The organism is Dictyobacter halimunensis (assembly GCF_036245075.1).
This window is the reverse complement of the sequence record NZ_BSRI01000002.1, coordinates 4,098,204-4,117,320: the sequence shown is the minus strand read 5'-3', so window position 1 is coordinate 4,117,320 and position 19,117 is coordinate 4,098,204. Positions and strand designations below refer to the sequence as shown.

The following is a 19,117-nucleotide window of genomic DNA, read 5'->3' as shown; positions in this document are numbered from 1 at the left end:
CGTCGCATACCACCTATGAGATACCTTATACGTTATTTTACCTACGTATCTTCTTCCACACATGGAGGAAATGCAGTTGTTTCACAGATGCGAAACGGCTGGCGTGCGAATACACTCTCTAAGAGAAGAGCTTTTTCACAGAAGCAGATGTGATAGAGCCGAATCACTAATGGCTTTTACTCATTATTTTACAAAGCTGAGACCTGCAATGAATGGCTCGCTATGAGAAACTTTTATTTATAAGGTACCAGGCAGAGAGGATATTATGGATACGACGAGACGCAAAATAATTCAAACCCTGGCGGCTGCGGGAGCTGTTGCCAGTGTAACCAATGTCCCTGCTGTTGCTCATGCCGCATCGACGACCGCCACTATAGATCCAGTACCAGAGCCCATTGTGGGCAATCTTGGCGCGACCGATCCCGGACCCCGCAACGTGGTGCTTGATGAGATGAATCTTGATAGCATGGCTCCCCCTACGACCGATGCGGGCATTATGCCGAATCTCAAATTTTCGTTTAGCAACGCCCATAATCGGCTCGCCAATGGTGGCTGGGCTCGCCAGGTGACGATAACAGAGCTACCCGTCTCAACGGATGTAGCAGGGGTAACTATGCGCCTGAAAGAGGGGGCAATCCGCGAGTTGCACTGGCACGTGGAAGCCGAATGGGCCTTTATGCTCAATGGAAGGGCGCAGGTAACCTGTCTGGATCCTCAGGGGCGTAATTTCGTCGATACTGTTGGAGTCGGCGATCTCTGGTACTTCCCGGCTGGTTTTCCGCACTCGATTCAGGGTCTTCAGGGAGGTTGTGAATTCCTACTGGTCTTTGATGATGGTCATTTCTCCGCGGGCTCAACCTTCATGCTTAGCGACTGGTTCGCGCACACGCCGAAATCAGTGCTAGCGAAAAACTTTGGAGTACCGGAAAGCAATTTCGCGAACCTCGCGCCCCCATCCTCACGCTGGATTTATCCCGGCCAGGTTCCCACCTCATCGACTCCAGTCTCAGATCCTTACGGGCAATCTCCACAGAGCTTCACCTATCATATGATGGCTCAGCCACCAACGTCAGGCAAAGCGCATGGTAGAGTGAGAGTCGTCGACTCAAGCAAATTCAATGTCTCAAAAACGATCGCAGCCGCGTTGGTGGAGGTTGAGCCTGGTGGTTTGCGTGAAATGCACTGGCACCCGAATGCCGATGAATGGCAGTACTATATTGAGGGTAATGGACGTATGACGGTCTTTGCGGGGGCGGGCACAGCCGCTACGTTCGACTACCAGGCCGGTGATGTCGGTTACGTGGCGGCGAATATGGGGCACTATGTCGAGAATACGGGCAAAACGACATTACGCTTTCTGGAAATATTTAAAACAGATCGCTATGCTGATTTTTCTCTCAACCAGTGGATGGCGGTTACGCCGCCAGCATTGGTACAGGGTGATCTCAACCTGCCTCAACAGGTGATGGATGCGCTACAGAAGAAGAAGCCAATCATTGTATAGCGCGGCATAACTACGGCCTCATATCAGCGTTGCGCAGCTCGGCCAGCGTCGGTGGCGGCCGGGCTGCAGCCACTTCATGCCAAACCGCTCCAGCGGCAAAGGCTGAAAAAACGGCGAAGCGATCGCCAGTGGATAAACGGCCGGGCACACGTCATGCACAAAGCCCGGCAACGTCAGCTCCTTCGAACGCGATCCCCCCGCCAATGGTCTCCTTCGCCTCCACCACCAGCACATGTTGTCCCGCCTGCGCCAGCTCCACCGCCGCCAGACCATTGGGACCCGCGCCAATTACAATCGCATCATACCTAAAACAATCACCCACGTTCTACAGACTCTACAGCTAGGCAACTGCAATATTGCGCCACTACTATTTATTCATACTGTACCAGCAAGAAGCAATAGAAGCAGCTGCATTTTGCCTGGGCTTTTGAGGAAGATGAGGTCGAGTCGCTCGTGCTGACAACGCTGGACTCGCAAGTGAACCATTCAAGAAGAAGATTCGTCACTGACACCTGCTTATACAGCATCACCCGCTTTCTCCGGCACTCTCTTGTGCTGGTTCTGCAGCTCTCCCAGGCGCAACTGCCCGATCTCTCGCCCAAGAAAGGCAGAGAACAACCATACAACGCTGGACAACGAACGCAAAAAGGCATATGAGATATATAGGGACATAAAATTTACATTTCATTTCAGGATCCTGGCTATGAGAAAAAGAAAAAGACATGCTATAAAATAAGCACATCCCTTTCAACCACACCCGACAATCACGACTATACTTAGTCGCAATTATACCATAACAGGCACAATATCTATCCTGTAGCGCACCGCGCTTGCCGTTTGTGCTATACTCAGAGCATGAAAATTAGAGTTCGCTATTTTGCTTCATTACGTGAGATTGTCGGTCAAAACGAAGAGTGGTTGACCGTGGATGATAACGCGACGGTGGCCAATGTGCGGGCACTGTTGCTTGAGCGCGAGCCACGGCTACAGCCGGTGATGGATCGCTCGGTCAGCGCGCTCAATCGGCGCTATGTCTCGCCGGAGACACTCCTCCACGAAGGAGATGAGCTGGTCTTTATTCCGCCCACAGGAGGAGGATGCTAGTGGAACCCATCATTCAATTGACACGCGAGCCGCTCAATCGAGACGCTCTGGTGGCCGCGATCAGCCATCCCAGCGTCGGCGGGATCGTCATCTTTGAGGGGGTTGTACGCGACAACGCCCGTGGCAAACAGGTGCGCTACCTGGAATATGATGTCTACGAGGAGATGGCGCAGCAGCAGATCGCGGCGATCATTGAGGAGGCCAGAAAGCGCTGGCCCATCGATCGCGTGGCGATCGCCCATCGCTTTGGACGCCTGGAGATCGGCGAGGCCAGCGTCATCATCGCCGTCGCCACCCCTCATCGCGGCGAAGCCTTCGAAGCGTGTCGCTACCTGATCGACACGCTCAAGAGCACCGTCCCCATCTGGAAAAAAGAGGTTGCCACCAATGGAGAAGAATGGGTAGAAGGCTAGGCAGCCCTATCTACCCTCAATGCATGCCGCACGCACAATGAGTTCATGAAGCGATAACCTACACGCTTTTTTATGGTATACTTCTAAATAAGCGAGTATTATTGCTGATAAGTGCGCTCCCTCGCACGAGCTAACCAACGATCTGGGACAGGTCCAGGTTTACTCGGAGGTCGTTCATGAACTTATTCGAAAAACAATCCCGCCTGAATCAGTTTTTTGCACAGAACCCCGTCAACGCCGCCTACCTCGCCGGCTCGCTCTCCAATCGCGCCACCTTTGGTCAGCTCAGCGATGTTGACATCGCGGTCCTGTTAATGGATCAGATTAAGGCCGACCAGTTTCTGGATTACCAGCTGTACTTTCTCAGTGAGCTAACCCGGCGGCTGGAGTCCGACACGATCGACGTGGTCATCTTAAATCAGGCCTCCCTGCTGCTCAAGCTCCAGGTCATCCGCTATGGGCAGATCCTGTTCAGCCGCAATGAGAAGCAGCGCGTCACCTTTGAGACGCGGGCCGTAATGGATTACCTGGACTTTAAGAAGTTTGACGATATCCAGAACCAGGCTCTCGAGCGCCGTCTGTATGGGCAGATGCTGCCGATCGATAAAGAGCTGGTGCACCATTCGCTACAACAGATACGCATGGCCGTCCCCATCCTGCAGGAACTGGGGCAACATCCGCGCGAGGCTTTTACCGCCGATTATCATCTTTACGCGCTGGCAGAGCGTTATCTGCAGCTAGCCATCGAAGCCTGCCTATCGACATGCGGCACGTTGATCGCCAGTTTTGGTCTGCGGCGCGCGGAAGGTTATCACGAGTTTCTCAGTATCATCGCGGCCCAGCAGTTGATCCCTCGTCCCCTCTCCTATCGGCTAGAGGTCCTGATCAATTTGCGCGACACGCTGGTGCACGATCCAGAGAGACTCAACCACGATCTACTCTATGACTACCTACAACACAACCTGAACGATTTCCTGGAGTTTGCCGACGCCATCGAACAGAAACAGGCATAGCGGGCAGGCGCAAAACAAAAAACTGGCATCGTGCATTATATGCAAGATACCAGTTATGGTGGATGCGATAAAACGATGGGACGTGGGCTATTCAGAAACTGAGCGCAGGGCATTAGCCTGGCTCATAGCCTGGGCGGCTTCATCAGAGCGACCGGTGGCCTCATAGATCTGCGCCATCGTCTCGTAGGCCAGAATCATAGAAGGGTCCATTGAGATCGCCTGCTGCACGATATCCAGGGCCTCATCATAGCGCTTCACCTCGCGCAATGTATCGGCCAGGTCATTATAGTAGTCGGCGTTCAGCGGATCACTCTCAATGGCGTTTTGATAGTTCTCAATCGCCTCGTCATAGCGCCCCAGGGCGTCATAGGCCGTTGCTAGCTGGTAATACCCCTCAGGATCTTCATCAGAGCGGTCTAGCAGCTTCTGAGCGGTCTGGATGGCCTCTTCGTAACGACCCAGGGAGTTGTATGTCTCGGCCAGGCCAGCATAGGCCGCGGCCAGGTCATCCAACTGTAGCTCGCCACGATCAGCATTCTCAACCAGACCCTGATAGATAGCCAGTGCTTCATCATAGCGCTCCATCTCTAAATAGGTTTCGGCTATGCTAAAGCGCGTCGAGACGCGCTGGGGATCAAGCTGTAGGGCGCGATTGTACGCCTCGATCGACTCTTCATTATTGCCCTGAAGCGAGCGCCAGGTACCCAGGTGCTCCCAGGCCTCGGCATCTTCTGGATCAATCGTGACGATCTGACGATAGATCTCAGCCGCCTGGTCGCGCTCACCCATCTGCTCATAGATGGCGGCCAGCGCATCATAGCCGACGCGTCCCTCAGGATCAAGAGTCAGGATCTGATTGGCGGTCGACAGGGCATCATCATAGCGACGCATATCCAGGTAGATGCTCGACAGTTCCGCATAGCGGGCGGGATCGGTAGGGTTCTCATCGATCCTATGCTCCTGATCCATCACGCGGCGCCACTGATCATTGACGCGTTCGCGCACATCGAGCAGATTATTGCTGGCGGACGTATTCTCTGGATTAAGCATCAACGTCTGGCGATAAGCCTGGATGGCATCCTGATACAAATTCTGGGTGCGATACGCGTCGCCAACGCTCAAATAGAGCTCGTCATTTTCTGGATCTAACTCGATCGCCTGCTGGAAGGTCTCCAGCGACTCCTCATATAAACCCAGTTCACCATACAGGTTGCCCAGGTTAATATAAGCATCGATCAACTGTGGATCCAGATCGATCGCGCGCCGATAGCCAGCAATCGCCGTCTCGACGTCTCCCAGGTACTGCTGTGCCAGCGCCAGGTTATAGCGAGCGCGAGCATTCTCGGGGCTGGCCTCAACCGCCTGCACGAACGCCTCGGCCGCGGCCTCGTAATCGCCAGCCTGGGCCGCGGTATTGCCCCGATCGGTCCATGACTGCTCATCACGCGCCAGGTCGCTCCGCTTCACAAAATGCATAGGAACACTACCGCCTGGCGGATTCGCATTTGCGTTCGGGTTCGTATTCGGTTCATCTTGCATGTTACTCATACGTGGCCTACTTTCCTCTATACTACACATTGTACTGTTGATAGGAATACTGATAAATCCCTGCGTAGTATAGCACGCCCCACCCTTTCTTTGCTTCCCGCAAAAATAAAGCAGTAGCAACACCGCTACACTACGCCTGGAGGCATAATGAACGCGCCTTTAAGAGCATCCGAGCAGGTCAGCTTATCTTAAAGACGCGAAACATTCCGCGTTTCTACTTTGTAACACGCAAGGTTAAGCGAAATTCATACAAACTCGCCGGGAAAAAAGACTCGGTATACTCGATTGGTGCCCCCGTCTCATCAAAGGCGGTGCAGAACAGGCGCAGGCCTGATTCCTCCCGAGAGACACGCAGTAACTCCGCCTCACGATCAGAAGCCGTGTCGGCCTTGAGCGACTGTTCCGCGATATACGGCTGCAGCCCTTCAGAAGCCATCAGGTTATAGAGTGATCCCTCAGCTGTCTCCTTGGCGCGCTGGTAGACCCCCGCGGCGCGTGGATAGGGCAGATAATCAACCTCATAGGCGATCGGCTGATCATCAGCGGTGCGCAAGCGTTCCAGGCGAATTACCTGTTCTTCATCGGTTAAACGAAGTTGTTCGCGTACAGTCTGTGAGCCACGTACCAATTCACTGACAAATAGCATTCCACCCGGACGCTTCCCCCGACGACGTAATTCTTCAGAAAGGCTTGTTAGTTCGCTAATGGTTTGTTGTTGCACACGCGGCTCACATACGAACGTACCACGCCCATGCTGGCGATACAAAAGGCCTTCATGAACGAGTTCGGTCAGAGCCTGTCGTACGGTCGCGCGACTCACGTGATACTGCGTCACCAGTTCCGGTTCAGAGGGTATCGCGGTATGAGGAGCGAGGTGGCCCGCACGAATCTGCTGCTTCAACACTTCTTTTAATTGATAGTAAAGCGGTAGAGGATTTGAGCGCTCTAAAATTGGCATATACGGTTCCCCTTATGTCCATACAACAAATTTTTGGATATGTAACATTATGGGAAGAATATATCACAAAATGAGGAGAGAGTCGAGGGGTTACGAGAATAAATTTGAATAAACACGAAATATGACCTGGTAAATTCGAGCATATACCAGGTCATATCTTTAATTTTTAGGCGACTTGAATGCCATTTTCGGCTAAAACGCGATCAATTTCATTTTTCAAGCGGCTGGGATTGGGACCGACGAGGCGACCGATAGCCTGGCCATCTTTGAAAATCATCAGCGTTGGGATAGCCTGAATGCCGAGGCGTGAGGGGGTCAAGCCATGCTCATCGATGTCCATTTTCGCGAACTGCAGTTTGCCCTGGTATTCGGTGCTCAAGCGCTCAAATACAGGAGCGATGTTGCGACAGGGACCGCACCAGGCAGCCCAGAAATCAACGATCGTCGGGGTTGAGGATTTCAACACCTTCGCCTCAAAATCCTGGTCACCGACATGAAACAGATTGGCATTTTCCATAGTACTTCTCACTCACTTTCAATAAATCTATCCTGATCTCTACCATCAGGTACAAGTAACACTTGTCATTTTTCTTTCACTACAGTAGAGAACACAAACGGAAACAGGTTTATTCCGCTCAATCCTCTCACGCCAAAAAGCATCGCCTCCCTCATGCCGGGGCCGGTGCTAACGCCGGTTGTCGCCGCGCATGATCGAGAGGATCTGCAAGATGTAGAGAAACAGGTTCAACACCGTGATAAAAATCGAGACCGTCAAGCCGATCGCGTTCGGCAGCGTATCGGCCATATACTTGGCACGCTGTACATAAAACAGGACATACCCTGAGAAGATCGCGACACCAAAGAAGGATATCACAAGTGAAAACAGGGTACTATGGAAAAAAATGCCTATTAACCCGGTCACAATTAGGAGGATCAATCCAAAAAAGAGGTAGTCCCCTATACGTGAGAAGTCACGCTTGGTGGTCCAGGCGTACAATCCCAGGCCCAGTGAGGTCAGGGCCGTAATCACAAACGCCTGCCCCAGGATGTTCCCCAGGCCCGCGCTCAAGTAGGCGCCCACCAGCGGCCCCAGGGCCAGACCCTCCAGGAACGTAAAGAGATAGAGCAGGAACAGGTTGATGCCCGGCTTCTGAATCAGGATATTCAACGCGATTAGCACCACAAAGCCGGCGATAGCTACTATCCAGTAGCCGTTAAAGGTCAGGCCCATCATGAAGCCGACCAGCGTGCCCAGGGTGGCAAAGATGAACGAAAAGGCCAGCAGGCCCATGACCTTACCGATCAAACCGCTCGGGGTAGCGGCCCCCTGGTAGCCATACGGCAGCGTCTGATACTGATAGCTCGAACCAAACTGGTTGCCCCGGGAGCGGTTGTTATAAGGATTATTCCCGTAGGGATAATTGTTACGTGGATTAAACATAGTGAACCTCAGTCTGAAACACCAGTCAACTGACCAGATCTATGTGCAAAAGCTGCCACTGCGGGCAGAGTCTTTTTCTAGACATATATACGCGTGACTTCAGGTCATGGTTGCAGGTAGCTCAAGCAACGATCATCCCTCTAAGCCGCAACCTACCGTGGTTACACCACCTCTATCATCCCATCCAGTCGACTGTGTACACTACTCAATATCTACAGGAAATAGTTATATGGCAGAGCAAGGCGGCCCGTCCCCTGCATTGTGGGGGTACCTGGACCGGTCAAACCCAAATAGAACGCCGCTGCCACATCACCAGATCGATCTCATCCATGCTGCTCTGCAAAGGAGGAGCTATCATGCAATCGTCAAACGATTACATGACGCTCCATACACCGCAAATCTCACAAAACGCGATCCCAACCTCGCCAAAGGTTTTGCTGCGCGTATTCCAACGATCATAGACGATCGCCAGGGAGCCACAGCTCCAGCAACGAGCACGACCGCCGGCCTTACTTTCATTGGCGAGCTTTTGCAAGAGCGCGCTGCGAGCTTCGTCCGAGCCCGTATAGCCTGGATTGTAGGCCAGGTGTAGCAGGTTGCCCAGCGGCAAACTGATTTCATGGGAAGGTGGCTGCAATGGGGCCGCGCTGGCCGGTGGCTGCTGCTGCACAGGCGCAGGAGTCGGTACTTGCGGCGGACGACGGAACAATTCGCCACGCGAGGTACGTCGACCACCCTCGATTGATGGCGTATACTCATGACGCTCATGACGCTCCGCGCGATCGGCGCGTGGAGCACGCTCTGGTCGCTGCTGCGGCGTTGATGGCGCCTCGGAGCTCTCGGCGCGCTGCTCATTATTCAATACCGGCGTCGCGGGCGGCTGGGCCATGACAAAGGACGACGGATACGCAGGCGCAGGTGGATTATTCTCGGGACGGGCAGGAGTTGCCTCGGCGGCGGCTGGCTGCCCCTCTTCCTCTTTCGAGGCTTCAGGCGCACGCTTGGTAGCTTCGTTATCAACAACTTGTTCTGTTGGTTGCTCAGTAACAGGATTTGTCTGCTCTGGTTGCTCAGGTGGATTAGCACGTCTTCGTCGGGTAATTGGCATAAGAGGTTCACTCCATAAGAAAGAAGTTGTGTGCATGCAAAGTAAAGCGCAGCACATGTATTATATCACATTGCGAAAAAGAAAAAAGGTTCGATAAAGCAAAGGGGTAAGTCTGCATTCCCACAACAGGACAAGCGAAGACTTACCCCTTGAAAATTGAAAGATCTCTAATCCCGGATTATTGACCTGTAAAGAAGTCGGCATTCACCTTGATATAGCTCTTCCACTCTTCTGGAACCGCCGATTCCTCGAAGATGGCCGTTACCGGACAGGCTGGCTCGCATGCTCCACAATCGATACACTCATCCGGATTGATAAAGAGTTGCTCAGACGTCTCGAACTCGGGCTCGCCAGACGATGGATGAATGCAATCTACCGGGCAGACATCAACACAGGATGCATCTTTAACGCCAATACATGGCTGGGTAATTACATAAGTCATTGGTTCTAGACATCCTCCTCCCGACACACTACGTACCTGTACAGGTACATAGGGGCGAATTTCTATTTTAAGCCAACTTCAGTATAGAGGGTTGTACAAGTGATGTCAATTGCCTTAAAGCCCCACTTCTCTCATAGATTATAATGGATGCGCATCATCCTAAAGGCCTACTTGAGGGCGCCAACGGTAAGGTCTGAAAAGATAACTTCTTCCCCCTGATTCTCCACATATACACCGATCTGCCCCGGTTTCACCCCTCTCGCGGAAGGATCGGCAAGCGGCTGATCCAGCCATGGCACACCATTAATTGAGAAGGAAAAGGTATTTCCACGGGCCTCAACGGTGATGGTATTGCTCTCGCCGGTGCCACTCTTGAGCGCCGCGCTTCTTCTGTTTTTGATGGTATACCAGACCTGGTGGGGATCGCTGCTAGAGAAACGCGAGAAGACACATTCCTGGTTATCTCGTGGCGAGACCTCAAAGAGATAGAAAAACGACTGGTCGGGGGCGACACGGAAGATAACGCCCTGAAAGTCGGGGCCCTCCTTCTTACTGGTCGCCTCAAGCATCTTGACCGATAGCTTGAAATCCTGCACCTGGTAATCCTGGAAAGGCGCGGGCATCGCATTTTCCGCCTGCGTATTGATAATATGGTACCGATGCTCCTGATCAAAAAAGGCATTGGTCCCCTGGGGCCAGTTGCCCGGTAGCGCGAAAGGATTGGTTGGCATAGGCGGCGGAGTCGGGGTGACCGTGGTTCTGGCGGCTATGGTCGTGGGCGCGGATTGATTGCGACTGGGCGCGCCATTCATCAATTTGATACTGAAACCGGTGGTCGCAATGATAATTATCAGCGCCATCAGGATCAGTATCCCACGCTTGAGACGGGTGGCCGACCATTCCCTGACCCAGGTCGGCTTGACGCGAACAATGGGTCTGGGGGTGGGCGGTAATGGGTGCGCTTCCGGACCCGCCAGATACTTTTCATCGTCAAGGAAGGCCAGTTCGGGCGGACGTGTAGTGGTCGAGCGTGACTCACCGATCGCCACCGCAGCCGAGAAGGCGCGGCTTAACTCTTGCGCGGTCTGAAAGCGATCATCAGGATCTTTCGCCAGCGCCTTACGCACCACTCGATCCAGCAATGGCGTGATATCAGCCCTGATTAAGGCCAGCGATGGAGGGGGCTCATGGACATGGAGCAAAGCCAGCGCGATCGTCGAATCAGCCCGGAAAGGGAGCCGCTTGGACAGAACGAAAAAGAGGGTCACGCCCAGCGAATAAATATCTGAGCGGCCATCCAGGTGACGTCCAAGGGCCTGCTCTGGTGAAATATAGTCCGGTGTACCCAGCAAGGCCTCAGAATGCTTTACATCGGTCGCCTCAACCGGGTCCGATGCCGGGCGGGTAACGCGGGCGATACCAAAGTCGGAGAGGATAACGTGTCCATCGCTGTCCAGCAGAATGTTGGCGGGCTTTACATCACAATGAACGCAGCCATGCTGGTGCGCGAAATCTAAGGCGGCCGCCAGCTGTTCCAGATACCACCGGGCCTCCTGCAACGACAGTGGCCCCCGCTTTGACATATATTCCGCCAGCGTCCCTCCTGGCATATAAGGCATAACAATATAGGGAAGGCCATCCTGCTCACCGTACGAATAGATCGGCAGGATATTCGCATGCTCCAATTTACTGACCGCTTCAGCTTCGCGCAAGAAGCGGCGATAAAAGTCGCGCTGCATCCGTATATCCATGCTGGCCCGTGGGAGGAAGACTTTCACCGCCACCTTCCGCGTGGGGTTCTGCTGTTGCGCCAGGAACACAGCACTCGAGCCACCGTAACCAAGCAATTTTTCTAGCACGCACGAGCCTAACATCTTCCCAATCAGATGTTGCCCCCTACTTGCAGTCACGCTGAAGCTCCTCTCTGGCTCTTCGTTGAGATACTGTGCATGAAAGCTCTAGTACATATAGGAACTATAAACAATTGTAATCAGACTCTTTATCTAGTGTCAACTTTCCACGCCGATATCCATAAAATGTCCTGTTCCACCTATCACAGGTGTGTGCTGTGAGAGCGTCAAACACTCCTTTTGCTGGCGAGTTTGAGCGCCCCGATGCACCAACACATGGAAGCATGTCTGGCTTCTTGATCACTGTGATCGTGGGAACACAGGCGTCCTCAATGCGCATGTCTACAACACAAATTGTCCATCGCGCATGATGAGGCGCCCATCCACCTCGATCGTGCACCCAGTTGGAATCACATCCACATGCACCGTGGAGTCCCAGTCGGCGCCAGTGAACTCTGGATATGGATTGCCAAAGGCGACGTGTAAGCCTGGCAGCTTTTCATCCTGCAGCAGATTGCCCACCAAACGCTTCAGGCTGGTCAGGGTGCCGATGGCGAACTCGCCGGCCCGGTTCCCATTGGGGACCGAGAACAGGTAGTCGTGTACCTCTTGCGCCAGGGCCTTGTTTTCGCTCTCGACGCTGGTAATATACCCATCTTTAACAGTGAGGGTCAGCGGCTGCTCCAGCACACCATATTTCTCAGAGAAGAAGTCGCCCAGTACATCACAGACCAGCACGCCATCGACGGTGGCGGGGGCGGTAAAAACCTCACCCTCGGGTAGATTGCCCCAGGCTCCCTGCTTATCATAGCGACCATGACAGGGGACCCATTTCCACTCGGGATGGAAGGTCGCCGTCACATCACTGCCCTTTTCAGAGGTCACATGAATCGTGCGCGCGTTCTTCACCAGTTCATAGATACGATTGGTAATGGTAAAGACCTCGTCGTAATCAGCGCACATGCCATCGGTCATCAAAGTGTCGTCGATGCCGATCATATGACCATGGCGCACCTTCAGTTCATTGACCAGGAAAGGGAGCAGCGGGATACGGAAGGCGATCTCACCGCGCTGCGCGGTCGCGATATAGTAGGAAACGGTCGGGCGCGCGGCCAGAAAATCATTGCGCAGGGTATCGGGGAAAGAGGTCAATGGACGCTCACCATAATGCTCAAGGAAACGGACGGTTACATCAGCGTGTCGTGCCAGGGCAGCCGCAGCCACGCGCTGAGCAATATGCTGGCGCGCGAAATCGGTCAGGATAAACACGCGATCCTGTTCGCCAACCGCCATACAGCGCAAAGCGTTCTCCGCCCCTAGTTGCATTCGCTCGTCAAAGCTCAAAGCATCAAGATCGTGTTTCGGTGATTGCTGTGTTACATCTGCCATAGCATGCTTGCTCCTCTATTATATATAGCGTCAGGGATTACCGGTATAAGTATAGGTGGTCTGGTGGCAACGGGGGGCATACAGATATGAAGGTGCCCCCCTCTACATAACACCAATGCCACTCCAAACAAATCCAGATATGTTTTCACTCAATACAATCGCATATACGAGCTTTGTACAGCAAGGGTAACATTGTTGTGATCGCGCCATACTTTTGTCGAGGACATGGGCCTGTCTATCCTGGTGGCGGAGGCGACCAAAGGCAGAGGACATGCGGGTTCCTGACAGGGGCGATTACTCCTATAAAATTGTTTTCAACTTCTGGCATATGCTATACTTGAGCAAATATTTCACAATAACAAACTGGCCAGGCTGGTAAGCCTTATTCATCTTCACTAGCAAGGAGAGCTTCATGACAAATAGCTTTAGCATCCTCCACGTGGCTGAATATCTGAAACGATTAGGACTCAAGATTTCACAGGTCAATCGTTCTCAGAATACAATTGAACTGGCATTCCATGACGAACATGGACGCTGGCAGATGATTGTAGGTATTCACCATAGTGGAAATGCCAGTAAGCTGATGCTCATTGTGCCGCAGATTGATATCATCACCGAACAAAATCGGCTGGAGTGTCTCGAAGCATTACTTGCCGTCAATTATCGCATCGCGCTGGGAAAATTCGGCATCGATCTCACCGATGGCGAGGTGCGCCTGGAAGAGAGTATCCCGCTGGCGGACAAAGGCATTCCGTTTGAACAGTTTCGCCTGGCTTTTAGTGCTTTGATGCAAACTGTTTCAATCTACCATAACCTGCTTCCCCGCATTATCTACGGCAACCAATCCGCCCAGGAGGCGCTGCAAGACTGCGAAAATGAGTTCTTCGCGCAAGCACCTGGCGATATTGATGTGACCCTGCCGGCGATACAGACACAAGTAACCGAGATGGCTGATGACGATATACAGCAGTTCGACGAGTCAGACCTGGATGTGAACGAAATACTTGAAGAAGTCGAGCGCCTCCTGGGCCGACCTCAAGAATAGAGCCATCTAATGTACAGGCACAGAGAGGAGGCAGGCCACGAGCGGCCTGCCTCCTCTCTGTGCCTGTACATTAGATGGCGGTAATCGTACCATCGCCGTTAACGGCGATCTTGACGGGTGGCAACGGGGTATCTGCAGGACCCTTCACAACCGCTCCATTGTTAGCTGGATCAAAGACAGCGCCGTGCGCGGGACACTCCAACATCCTGGTCACCGGATTGTAGTTTACCGCGACCCCAACATGGGTACAGGCCCTCTCGTAGGCCGCGAAGGTACCACCGGCCAGGTGCACCAGCAGGCTAGCCTGCTGGTCACCAGGATTGTTAAACGCGGCCGCGCTGTTGGCGGGCAGATTTTTCGATCCGATGACCGTTCCGGTATGGCCTGGCATAGCTGGTTTTGGCGGATTATTCGCGGGCGGATTCTGTTTCTGGCCACTGGAGACAGGTTTATTCTGCTTCTGCTGCGTCTGCGCCGGTTTGGTGGCGGTCTGCCCGGTTTTTGTCGTCTGCTGCAGCGCGGTCTGCGGCATACCCAAAGCCATCTCCAATTTTCCAAGGTTAAACGCCACCCCGATGCCAGCGGCCGCAACGACACCACCAGAGATCATCGCGATCACACGGCGGCGCTTCACCTTGCGGGCGGGCTGACCCAGGGACCCTGTCGCTTTGCGCTTCTTCTGGCTCTGCAGGGGTCGTGGCATATCCAGACCCCAATCCAGGCTATCGGTATCAGGCATACGCGCAGAGGCTGGCTCAGCTGGCGCTGGTGCCTTCTCTTTCACCTGATTGGCAAATGCCTGTGGGGCCGCCTGCAATGGCTCCGCTGGAGACCACCACTCATAGGCCTTTACCAGATCAGCCTCGGAGGCGTGGTTGCCTGACAGCGTCACACCCTGGCCGGGCAGCTGCACAATATCATCCTGGGCAGGCAGTTGGACGATATCATCCTGGACCTGCTGGCGCTGCATGGGCGCCGGGGCGGACTGCCGGCGCTGCGCGGCCGCCGGGGAAGCCTTCTTTTCCTGGGGAACAATGGGAGGTAGCGTCGGCTGAACCAGGGCGCTGGCCGAACCCGACTCCACGGGCCGCGTGCCCTTCGCGGTCCCCTGGGGAGATGTGTTGTGTCGATCGCTCGAAGCTAGCAGTCCCGTCGTCGTTGGTTTCAGCGCGGGCACTTGACTGGTAACGATGGGAGGAACCAATTGCCAGCCGCCGGTGGAGCCACTGCGCGCGGGAGGCAGGGGAGCGCCGGGCGCGGCCTTGGCGATCTGATTCATATGTACGGATGGCAGCGTCTGGGTGGCGCCGATCGAGGCCTGGGTAAAAGCCTCACCTAACTCGCGCACATTCTGGAAGCGAACCTCTGGGTCACGTGCCAAAGCCTGGCCGACGACCGAGGCCAGGGCAACCGGCACCTCGGGGCAGAGCTTGCGCAGTGGCGGAAATGCCTGCTTTGTATGCATCTGGGCCACTTCAAGTGGATTGTTGCCGGTAAATGGAGGACGACCGCTGAGCATCTCATACAAAATACAGCCCAGCGCATAAACATCCGAGCGCTGATCCACCGCCTGCCCTTGGACGATCTCGGGCGCCACATATTCGGGCGCCGCCAGAAAGGTCTCGGCGATGCTCAAAAGATGGGCATACTGCATGGGCTTGGGATCCACCCCCGCACGCTGTAAGATGTGCATCAAACCAAAACCAGCGACCTGAATATTCTCATCATCATGGATAACGATATTTGAAGGCTTTAATGTGCCATGGACAAAGCCTTTTCCATGGGCATACGACAGACCATCCACGATCTGATCAAGGATGGTGGTCACAAATGTATGTTCACAACGCCCCTGGTGCCGAATAATGTCCGCCAGAGAACCATTCGTGGTATACGGCGTAATCAGGTATGGATAGCCCAGAATCTCGCCATGCTCGTAGACAGGCAAAATATGCGGATGCTTCAATGACGTAATTAACGTCGCTTCCTTATGGAAGCGCTGCAGGAAAAAAGGTGCGCGCCTCATTCGAAAAATGCGCGGGCAGCGGGTAGAGTGCCAGGGCATCAACACGTTGCGCTCCCTGATGCCGTGCTAGATATACGATATTTAAACGTCCCTTACCGACCAGTCTTTCTATTCGGTACTGCCCCAGAACATGGCCAACCAGTTGTTCTTCCGATAGTGTTTGCATCTAACTCTCTCCAAACTACAAGCTATGCGCAACAAACGGCATATGTCTCACACCAGCGCCTATCACAAGTAAATCTGGCGCCAAGGATGTATATATGTACACATCGTAGTGATCGGTCCATTTTTACCACTATCCCTTTCCCCCCTCCCAAAATAGCTAGTCAAGATCCAGAACCAGTAACGCGATAAAGGGATGTGTTTCTATCCGCATAAATGAATTTACACTTTGTATCAAAGTGGGTCAATTTGATGGGCGTAAACTAGGACTTGTGGATACAAAAGGTGCCAGATATCTTAACCGGTCCTGGGTGGTCCCACCGCTCAAACCCACTCTATTCAAAAATGATACAATGAGCACAGATCATCCTTTACCAGCAATCAAGAGAAGAAAACGAAAAGCCGGTTTTGTGACTGGCTTTCCATAGAATGTATTCCACCAACTTTGGCAGTCTATGCTCAGCAAGATGGGGAAAATAGGGATTGGAGAACTATTGTATGGCAGATGTTCAACCACTACGTGGATTTCGCTATGCGCAAGAAAAAGTTGGTGACCTGGTGGGGACCGTCACACCACCATTCGATGTCATCACGCCAGAGGCTCAGGCAGGCTATTATCAAAACAATCCATATAATATTATTCGCCTGGAGCTGGGAAAAACGTATCCTACTGATAGCGGGCTGAACAATGTCTACACCCGGGCGGCCAGGACGCTGGCCGAGTGGCGCCTGGAAGGCGTCCTGCAACAGGAGACGCAGGCCTGCTATTACCTCTATCAACAACATTTTACCTATGCGGGGCAAAGCTATAGCCGTACCAGCCTGCTAGCGCGGGTCCGCCTGGAGCCGTGGGATGCACAGGTCATCCTGCCGCACGAGCATACACGCACCAAAGATAAAGAGGACCGTCTGCAGTTGCTGCGCGCCTGCTCAACCAACTTTAGTCCGATCATGTGCATGTATGATGATCCACAGGGCCGTATCCGTCGGCTGCTATCAGCCTATGCCGAGCAGCCAGAGATTCGCTTCGTCGATGAGAACGGAGAGGATCATCTCCTGCAGCCCATCACAGATCCAGAGCATGTGCGGCTGCTGCAGGACTTTTCGCGCCGCGCCAACTCTACATCGCGGATGGACACCATCGCTATACCACGGCATTAAGCTATCGCGATGAGCTCAATCAACAGCGAGGAGGGCTGCATCCACAGGATGGCGCGAACTTCATGCTGATGGCGCTGATCGACGTCGATGATCCGGGCATGCTGGTGTTACCCACTCACCGCGTGCTGTTCGATCTTACAGCAGAACAGGTACAGCAACTGACAGCAGCGCAGCTCTCACGCTATTTCGCTGTCAAACAGGTAGCAGCCACAGATGACAACACGCTGCTGGCCGAACTGGCACAGGTGGGGAGCCAGCAACCGGCACTACTGGTAAAGACCGCGGACCAGGCATTACTGCTCACCATCAATGAGCAGGGACGACAATTGATGGGTGAGAGCGGCCACTCAGAGGCATGGAATGCCCTGGATGTCGCCATGGTGCAGCATTTGATCCTGGAGACGCTACTCCATATCACCGCTGAAGATGTGGCGGCCGGAAAAAACATCCGCTATATACATGATACGCAGCACGCGCTACAGGCATTGAACAATAAAGAGGCTCAGGCCATCATTTTACTCAATGGTATTCCTTTTCGCCAGGTACGAGACGTGGCGCTGGCAGATGATCGCATGCCACAGAAATCTACGTACCTCTATCCAAAGCTGATCACCGGCCTGGTGATCAATCCCTTATGGTAAGGAGCAGGTAACAGGTATGATTATTATCGTCGGCGCCGGCCTGGCGGGTTTAACATGCGCCAGGGTACTGGCGGAGGCAGGTCAAGAAGTACTCGTTTTGGAGGCCGCGGACCAGGTCGGAGGACGCGTAAGAACCGACTATCATGAAGACGGCTATCGCCTGGATCGCGGATTCCAGGTATTATTCACGGCGTACGAGGCCGCGGCGCGTCATCTCAATTACAATACATTAAAGCAGCGCAAGTTTAATCCCGGCGCCATACTGGTCAAGAACGGGAAGCAGCGTGAGATTACCGATCCACGGCGCGAGCCATCCCACGTCTTCTCAAGCATGATCAATCCGCTCATTTCAGCGGCTGATAAGCTGCGCACAATGAAGCTGAGCCTGCAGTTGCAGCGGGCGTCAGTCGAGGAAATCTTCGCAGGCGCGCTGGAGAAGGACGGGAAAGACCTGACAACCGAGGAATACCTGCGCCAGCAAGGGTTTTCAGATAAAATCATCGACAACTTTTTCCGCCCATTCTACGGTGGCATCTTCCTGGAACGCGAGCTCCAGACCAGCGCCCGCATGTTCCAGTTTACTTTTAAAATGCTGGCCAGCGGCGATATCATCATTCCAGCGGAAGGTATCCAGCGTATTCCAGAGCAGCTCGCGTCCGGACTGCCCAGGGGATCGATCCGCTGCAGTGCGCGCGTAGGCGAACTTCTGCTCAGCGATGGGCGGGTCCAGGGTGTACGCCTGGTCAATGGGGAAGAGATCAAGGCCGACACCGTGGTGATGGCCACCTCAAGTCCGGTGGCGGAGAAATTTACCCACAAAAAATTGCCCGATCAGCCTGTCAGCGCCGTCTGCCTGTATTTCGCGGGCGACGAACGCCTGTACAACCAGCGCAAGATCCTGCTGAACGCGGACCCACATGCGTACGTCAATAACGCCGTGCTGCTCAGCAATATCGCACCTACCTACGCGCCACCGCGCAAACACCTGCTCTCCGTAACGGTGCTGGGAAATCCGTCTGAAGACGACGAGAATGTAGCCGAGCGAAGCCGGACCGAGCTGGCCAGCTGGTTCCCCAACCATGATCTTAGCCACTGGCAGCTCCTGGCGGTGTATCGCCTGCCGTTCGCGCAGTTTCAACAGGCGCCGGGCATCTTTGATACGCTGCCAGACAATCAGACCGATGTCGAGGGACTCTACCTGGCGGGAGAATATACACAATCGAGCAGCATCCAGGGGGCGATGCATAGCGGTGAGCTGGCGGCCAGGGCGCTCTTAAAAACGCAGCAGTTGGTGCCGAGCCAGGCCTGACCCGGC

At 53.9% G+C, this 19,117-nt stretch carries 16 protein-coding genes and 2 pseudogenes; 7 read left to right on the top strand and 11 right to left on the bottom strand.

Features of this window, described 5'->3' with window-relative positions:
* The first annotated feature begins 265 nt into the window (after positions 1 to 265).
* Positions 266 to 1,504, top strand: coding sequence for an oxalate decarboxylase family bicupin (locus tag AABA21_RS31005; RefSeq protein WP_338256203.1), 1,239 nt, complete (start codon positions 266 to 268; stop codon positions 1,502 to 1,504).
* Positions 1,505 to 1,564: 60 nt separating this feature from the next.
* Here AABA21_RS31005 and AABA21_RS31000 read toward each other — a convergent pair.
* A pseudogene (locus tag AABA21_RS31000) lies at positions 1,565 to 1,826 on the bottom strand (NAD(P)-binding protein); the annotation flags it as partial.
* A 533-nt stretch (positions 1,827 to 2,359) separates the two neighbouring features.
* Between AABA21_RS31000 and AABA21_RS30995 the strand changes: the two are divergent.
* From AABA21_RS30995 to hepT, 3 genes are all read left to right on the top strand, one after another.
* Positions 2,360 to 2,608, top strand: a complete 249-nt coding sequence (locus AABA21_RS30995; RefSeq protein WP_338256201.1) for a MoaD/ThiS family protein — start codon at positions 2,360 to 2,362, stop codon at positions 2,606 to 2,608.
* Positions 2,608 to 3,021, top strand: a complete 414-nt coding sequence (locus AABA21_RS30990; RefSeq protein WP_338256200.1) for a molybdenum cofactor biosynthesis protein MoaE — start codon at positions 2,608 to 2,610, stop codon at positions 3,019 to 3,021. The genes AABA21_RS30995 and AABA21_RS30990 overlap by 1 nt, the downstream gene beginning before the upstream one ends.
* A 176-nt stretch (positions 3,022 to 3,197) precedes the next feature.
* Positions 3,198 to 4,034, top strand: coding sequence for a type VII toxin-antitoxin system HepT family RNase toxin (hepT, locus tag AABA21_RS30985; protein ID WP_338256199.1), 837 nt, complete (start codon positions 3,198 to 3,200; stop codon positions 4,032 to 4,034).
* Between the two features lie 87 nt (positions 4,035 to 4,121).
* Here the strand turns inward: hepT and AABA21_RS30980 are convergent, their stop codons facing one another.
* From AABA21_RS30980 to AABA21_RS30945, 8 genes are all read right to left on the bottom strand, one after another.
* Positions 4,122 to 5,582, bottom strand: a complete 1,461-nt coding sequence (locus AABA21_RS30980) for a tetratricopeptide repeat protein (protein ID WP_338256198.1) — start codon at positions 5,580 to 5,582, stop codon at positions 4,122 to 4,124.
* A 214-nt stretch (positions 5,583 to 5,796) separates the two neighbouring features.
* Positions 5,797 to 6,540 (bottom strand): GntR family transcriptional regulator, encoded by a 744-nt coding sequence (locus AABA21_RS30975; RefSeq protein ID WP_338256197.1) that lies wholly within the window; start codon positions 6,538 to 6,540, stop codon positions 5,797 to 5,799.
* Positions 6,541 to 6,706: 166 nt separating this feature from the next.
* Positions 6,707 to 7,057 (bottom strand): thioredoxin, encoded by a 351-nt coding sequence (gene trxA, locus AABA21_RS30970; RefSeq protein ID WP_126597287.1) that lies wholly within the window; start codon positions 7,055 to 7,057, stop codon positions 6,707 to 6,709.
* Between the two features lie 168 nt (positions 7,058 to 7,225).
* Positions 7,226 to 7,981, bottom strand: coding sequence for a Bax inhibitor-1/YccA family protein (locus AABA21_RS30965; protein ID WP_338256196.1), 756 nt, complete (start codon positions 7,979 to 7,981; stop codon positions 7,226 to 7,228).
* 373 nt (positions 7,982 to 8,354) lie between these two features.
* Positions 8,355 to 9,089: a hypothetical protein gene (locus tag AABA21_RS30960; RefSeq protein WP_338256194.1), complete on the bottom strand. Its 735-nt coding sequence runs from the start codon at positions 9,087 to 9,089 to the stop codon at positions 8,355 to 8,357.
* Positions 9,090 to 9,267: 178 nt separating this feature from the next.
* On the bottom strand, positions 9,268 to 9,531 hold the full coding sequence (locus AABA21_RS30955) for a 4Fe-4S dicluster domain-containing protein (RefSeq protein WP_338256192.1): 264 nt from the start codon (positions 9,529 to 9,531) through the stop codon (positions 9,268 to 9,270).
* A gap of 167 nt (positions 9,532 to 9,698) precedes the next feature.
* Positions 9,699 to 11,441, bottom strand: coding sequence for a serine/threonine-protein kinase (locus AABA21_RS30950; protein ID WP_338256191.1), 1,743 nt, complete (start codon positions 11,439 to 11,441; stop codon positions 9,699 to 9,701).
* Between the two features lie 282 nt (positions 11,442 to 11,723).
* The gene (locus AABA21_RS30945; RefSeq protein ID WP_338256189.1) at positions 11,724 to 12,770 is read right to left on the bottom strand and encodes an aminopeptidase; all 1,047 of its coding nucleotides are present in this window, start codon (positions 12,768 to 12,770) and stop codon (positions 11,724 to 11,726) included.
* A 412-nt stretch (positions 12,771 to 13,182) separates the two neighbouring features.
* Between AABA21_RS30945 and AABA21_RS30940 the strand changes: the two genes are divergently transcribed.
* The gene (locus AABA21_RS30940) at positions 13,183 to 13,815 is read left to right on the top strand and encodes a YbjN domain-containing protein (protein WP_338256187.1); all 633 of its coding nucleotides are present in this window, start codon (positions 13,183 to 13,185) and stop codon (positions 13,813 to 13,815) included.
* A 70-nt stretch (positions 13,816 to 13,885) separates the two neighbouring features.
* On the opposite strand, the gene AABA21_RS30935 is transcribed toward AABA21_RS30940, so the two are convergent.
* Positions 13,886 to 15,760, bottom strand: a complete 1,875-nt coding sequence (locus AABA21_RS30935) for a protein kinase domain-containing protein (protein WP_338256185.1) — start codon at positions 15,758 to 15,760, stop codon at positions 13,886 to 13,888.
* Between the two features lie 40 nt (positions 15,761 to 15,800).
* Positions 15,801 to 16,004: a hypothetical protein gene (locus AABA21_RS30930; protein WP_338256183.1), complete on the bottom strand. Its 204-nt coding sequence runs from the start codon at positions 16,002 to 16,004 to the stop codon at positions 15,801 to 15,803.
* A gap of 494 nt (positions 16,005 to 16,498) precedes the next feature.
* Here AABA21_RS30930 and AABA21_RS39580 point away from each other — a divergent pair.
* Together AABA21_RS39580 and AABA21_RS30915 are read left to right on the top strand one after the other, a co-directional pair.
* Positions 16,499 to 17,802: pseudogene (locus AABA21_RS39580) on the top strand (DUF1015 domain-containing protein).
* Positions 17,803 to 17,818: 16 nt separating this feature from the next.
* Positions 17,819 to 19,111 (top strand): NAD(P)/FAD-dependent oxidoreductase, encoded by a 1,293-nt coding sequence (locus AABA21_RS30915; protein ID WP_338256180.1) that lies wholly within the window; start codon positions 17,819 to 17,821, stop codon positions 19,109 to 19,111.
* The last annotated feature ends 6 nt before the right edge of the window (positions 19,112 to 19,117 follow it).

Coding starts and splice junctions, on each gene's coding strand:
- AABA21_RS31005 (WP_338256203.1), top strand. CDS start 266: ATGGATACGACGAGACGCAAAATAATTCAAACCCTGGCGGCTGCGGGA.
- AABA21_RS30995 (WP_338256201.1), top strand. CDS start 2,360: ATGAAAATTAGAGTTCGCTATTTTGCTTCATTACGTGAGATTGTCGGT.
- hepT (WP_338256199.1), top strand. CDS start 3,198: ATGAACTTATTCGAAAAACAATCCCGCCTGAATCAGTTTTTTGCACAG.
- AABA21_RS30980 (WP_338256198.1), bottom strand. CDS start 5,582: ATGAGTAACATGCAAGATGAACCGAATACGAACCCGAACGCAAATGCG.
- AABA21_RS30975 (WP_338256197.1), bottom strand. CDS start 6,540: ATGCCAATTTTAGAGCGCTCAAATCCTCTACCGCTTTACTATCAATTA.
- trxA (WP_126597287.1), bottom strand. CDS start 7,057: ATGGAAAATGCCAATCTGTTTCATGTCGGTGACCAGGATTTTGAGGCG.
- AABA21_RS30965 (WP_338256196.1), bottom strand. CDS start 7,981: ATGTTTAATCCACGTAACAATTATCCCTACGGGAATAATCCTTATAAC.
- AABA21_RS30960 (WP_338256194.1), bottom strand. CDS start 9,089: ATGCCAATTACCCGACGAAGACGTGCTAATCCACCTGAGCAACCAGAG.
- AABA21_RS30955 (WP_338256192.1), bottom strand. CDS start 9,531: ATGACTTATGTAATTACCCAGCCATGTATTGGCGTTAAAGATGCATCC.
- AABA21_RS30945 (WP_338256189.1), bottom strand. CDS start 12,770: ATGGCAGATGTAACACAGCAATCACCGAAACACGATCTTGATGCTTTG.
- AABA21_RS30940 (WP_338256187.1), top strand. CDS start 13,183: ATGACAAATAGCTTTAGCATCCTCCACGTGGCTGAATATCTGAAACGA.
- AABA21_RS30930 (WP_338256183.1), bottom strand. CDS start 16,004: ATGCAAACACTATCGGAAGAACAACTGGTTGGCCATGTTCTGGGGCAG.
- AABA21_RS30915 (WP_338256180.1), top strand. CDS start 17,819: ATGATTATTATCGTCGGCGCCGGCCTGGCGGGTTTAACATGCGCCAGG.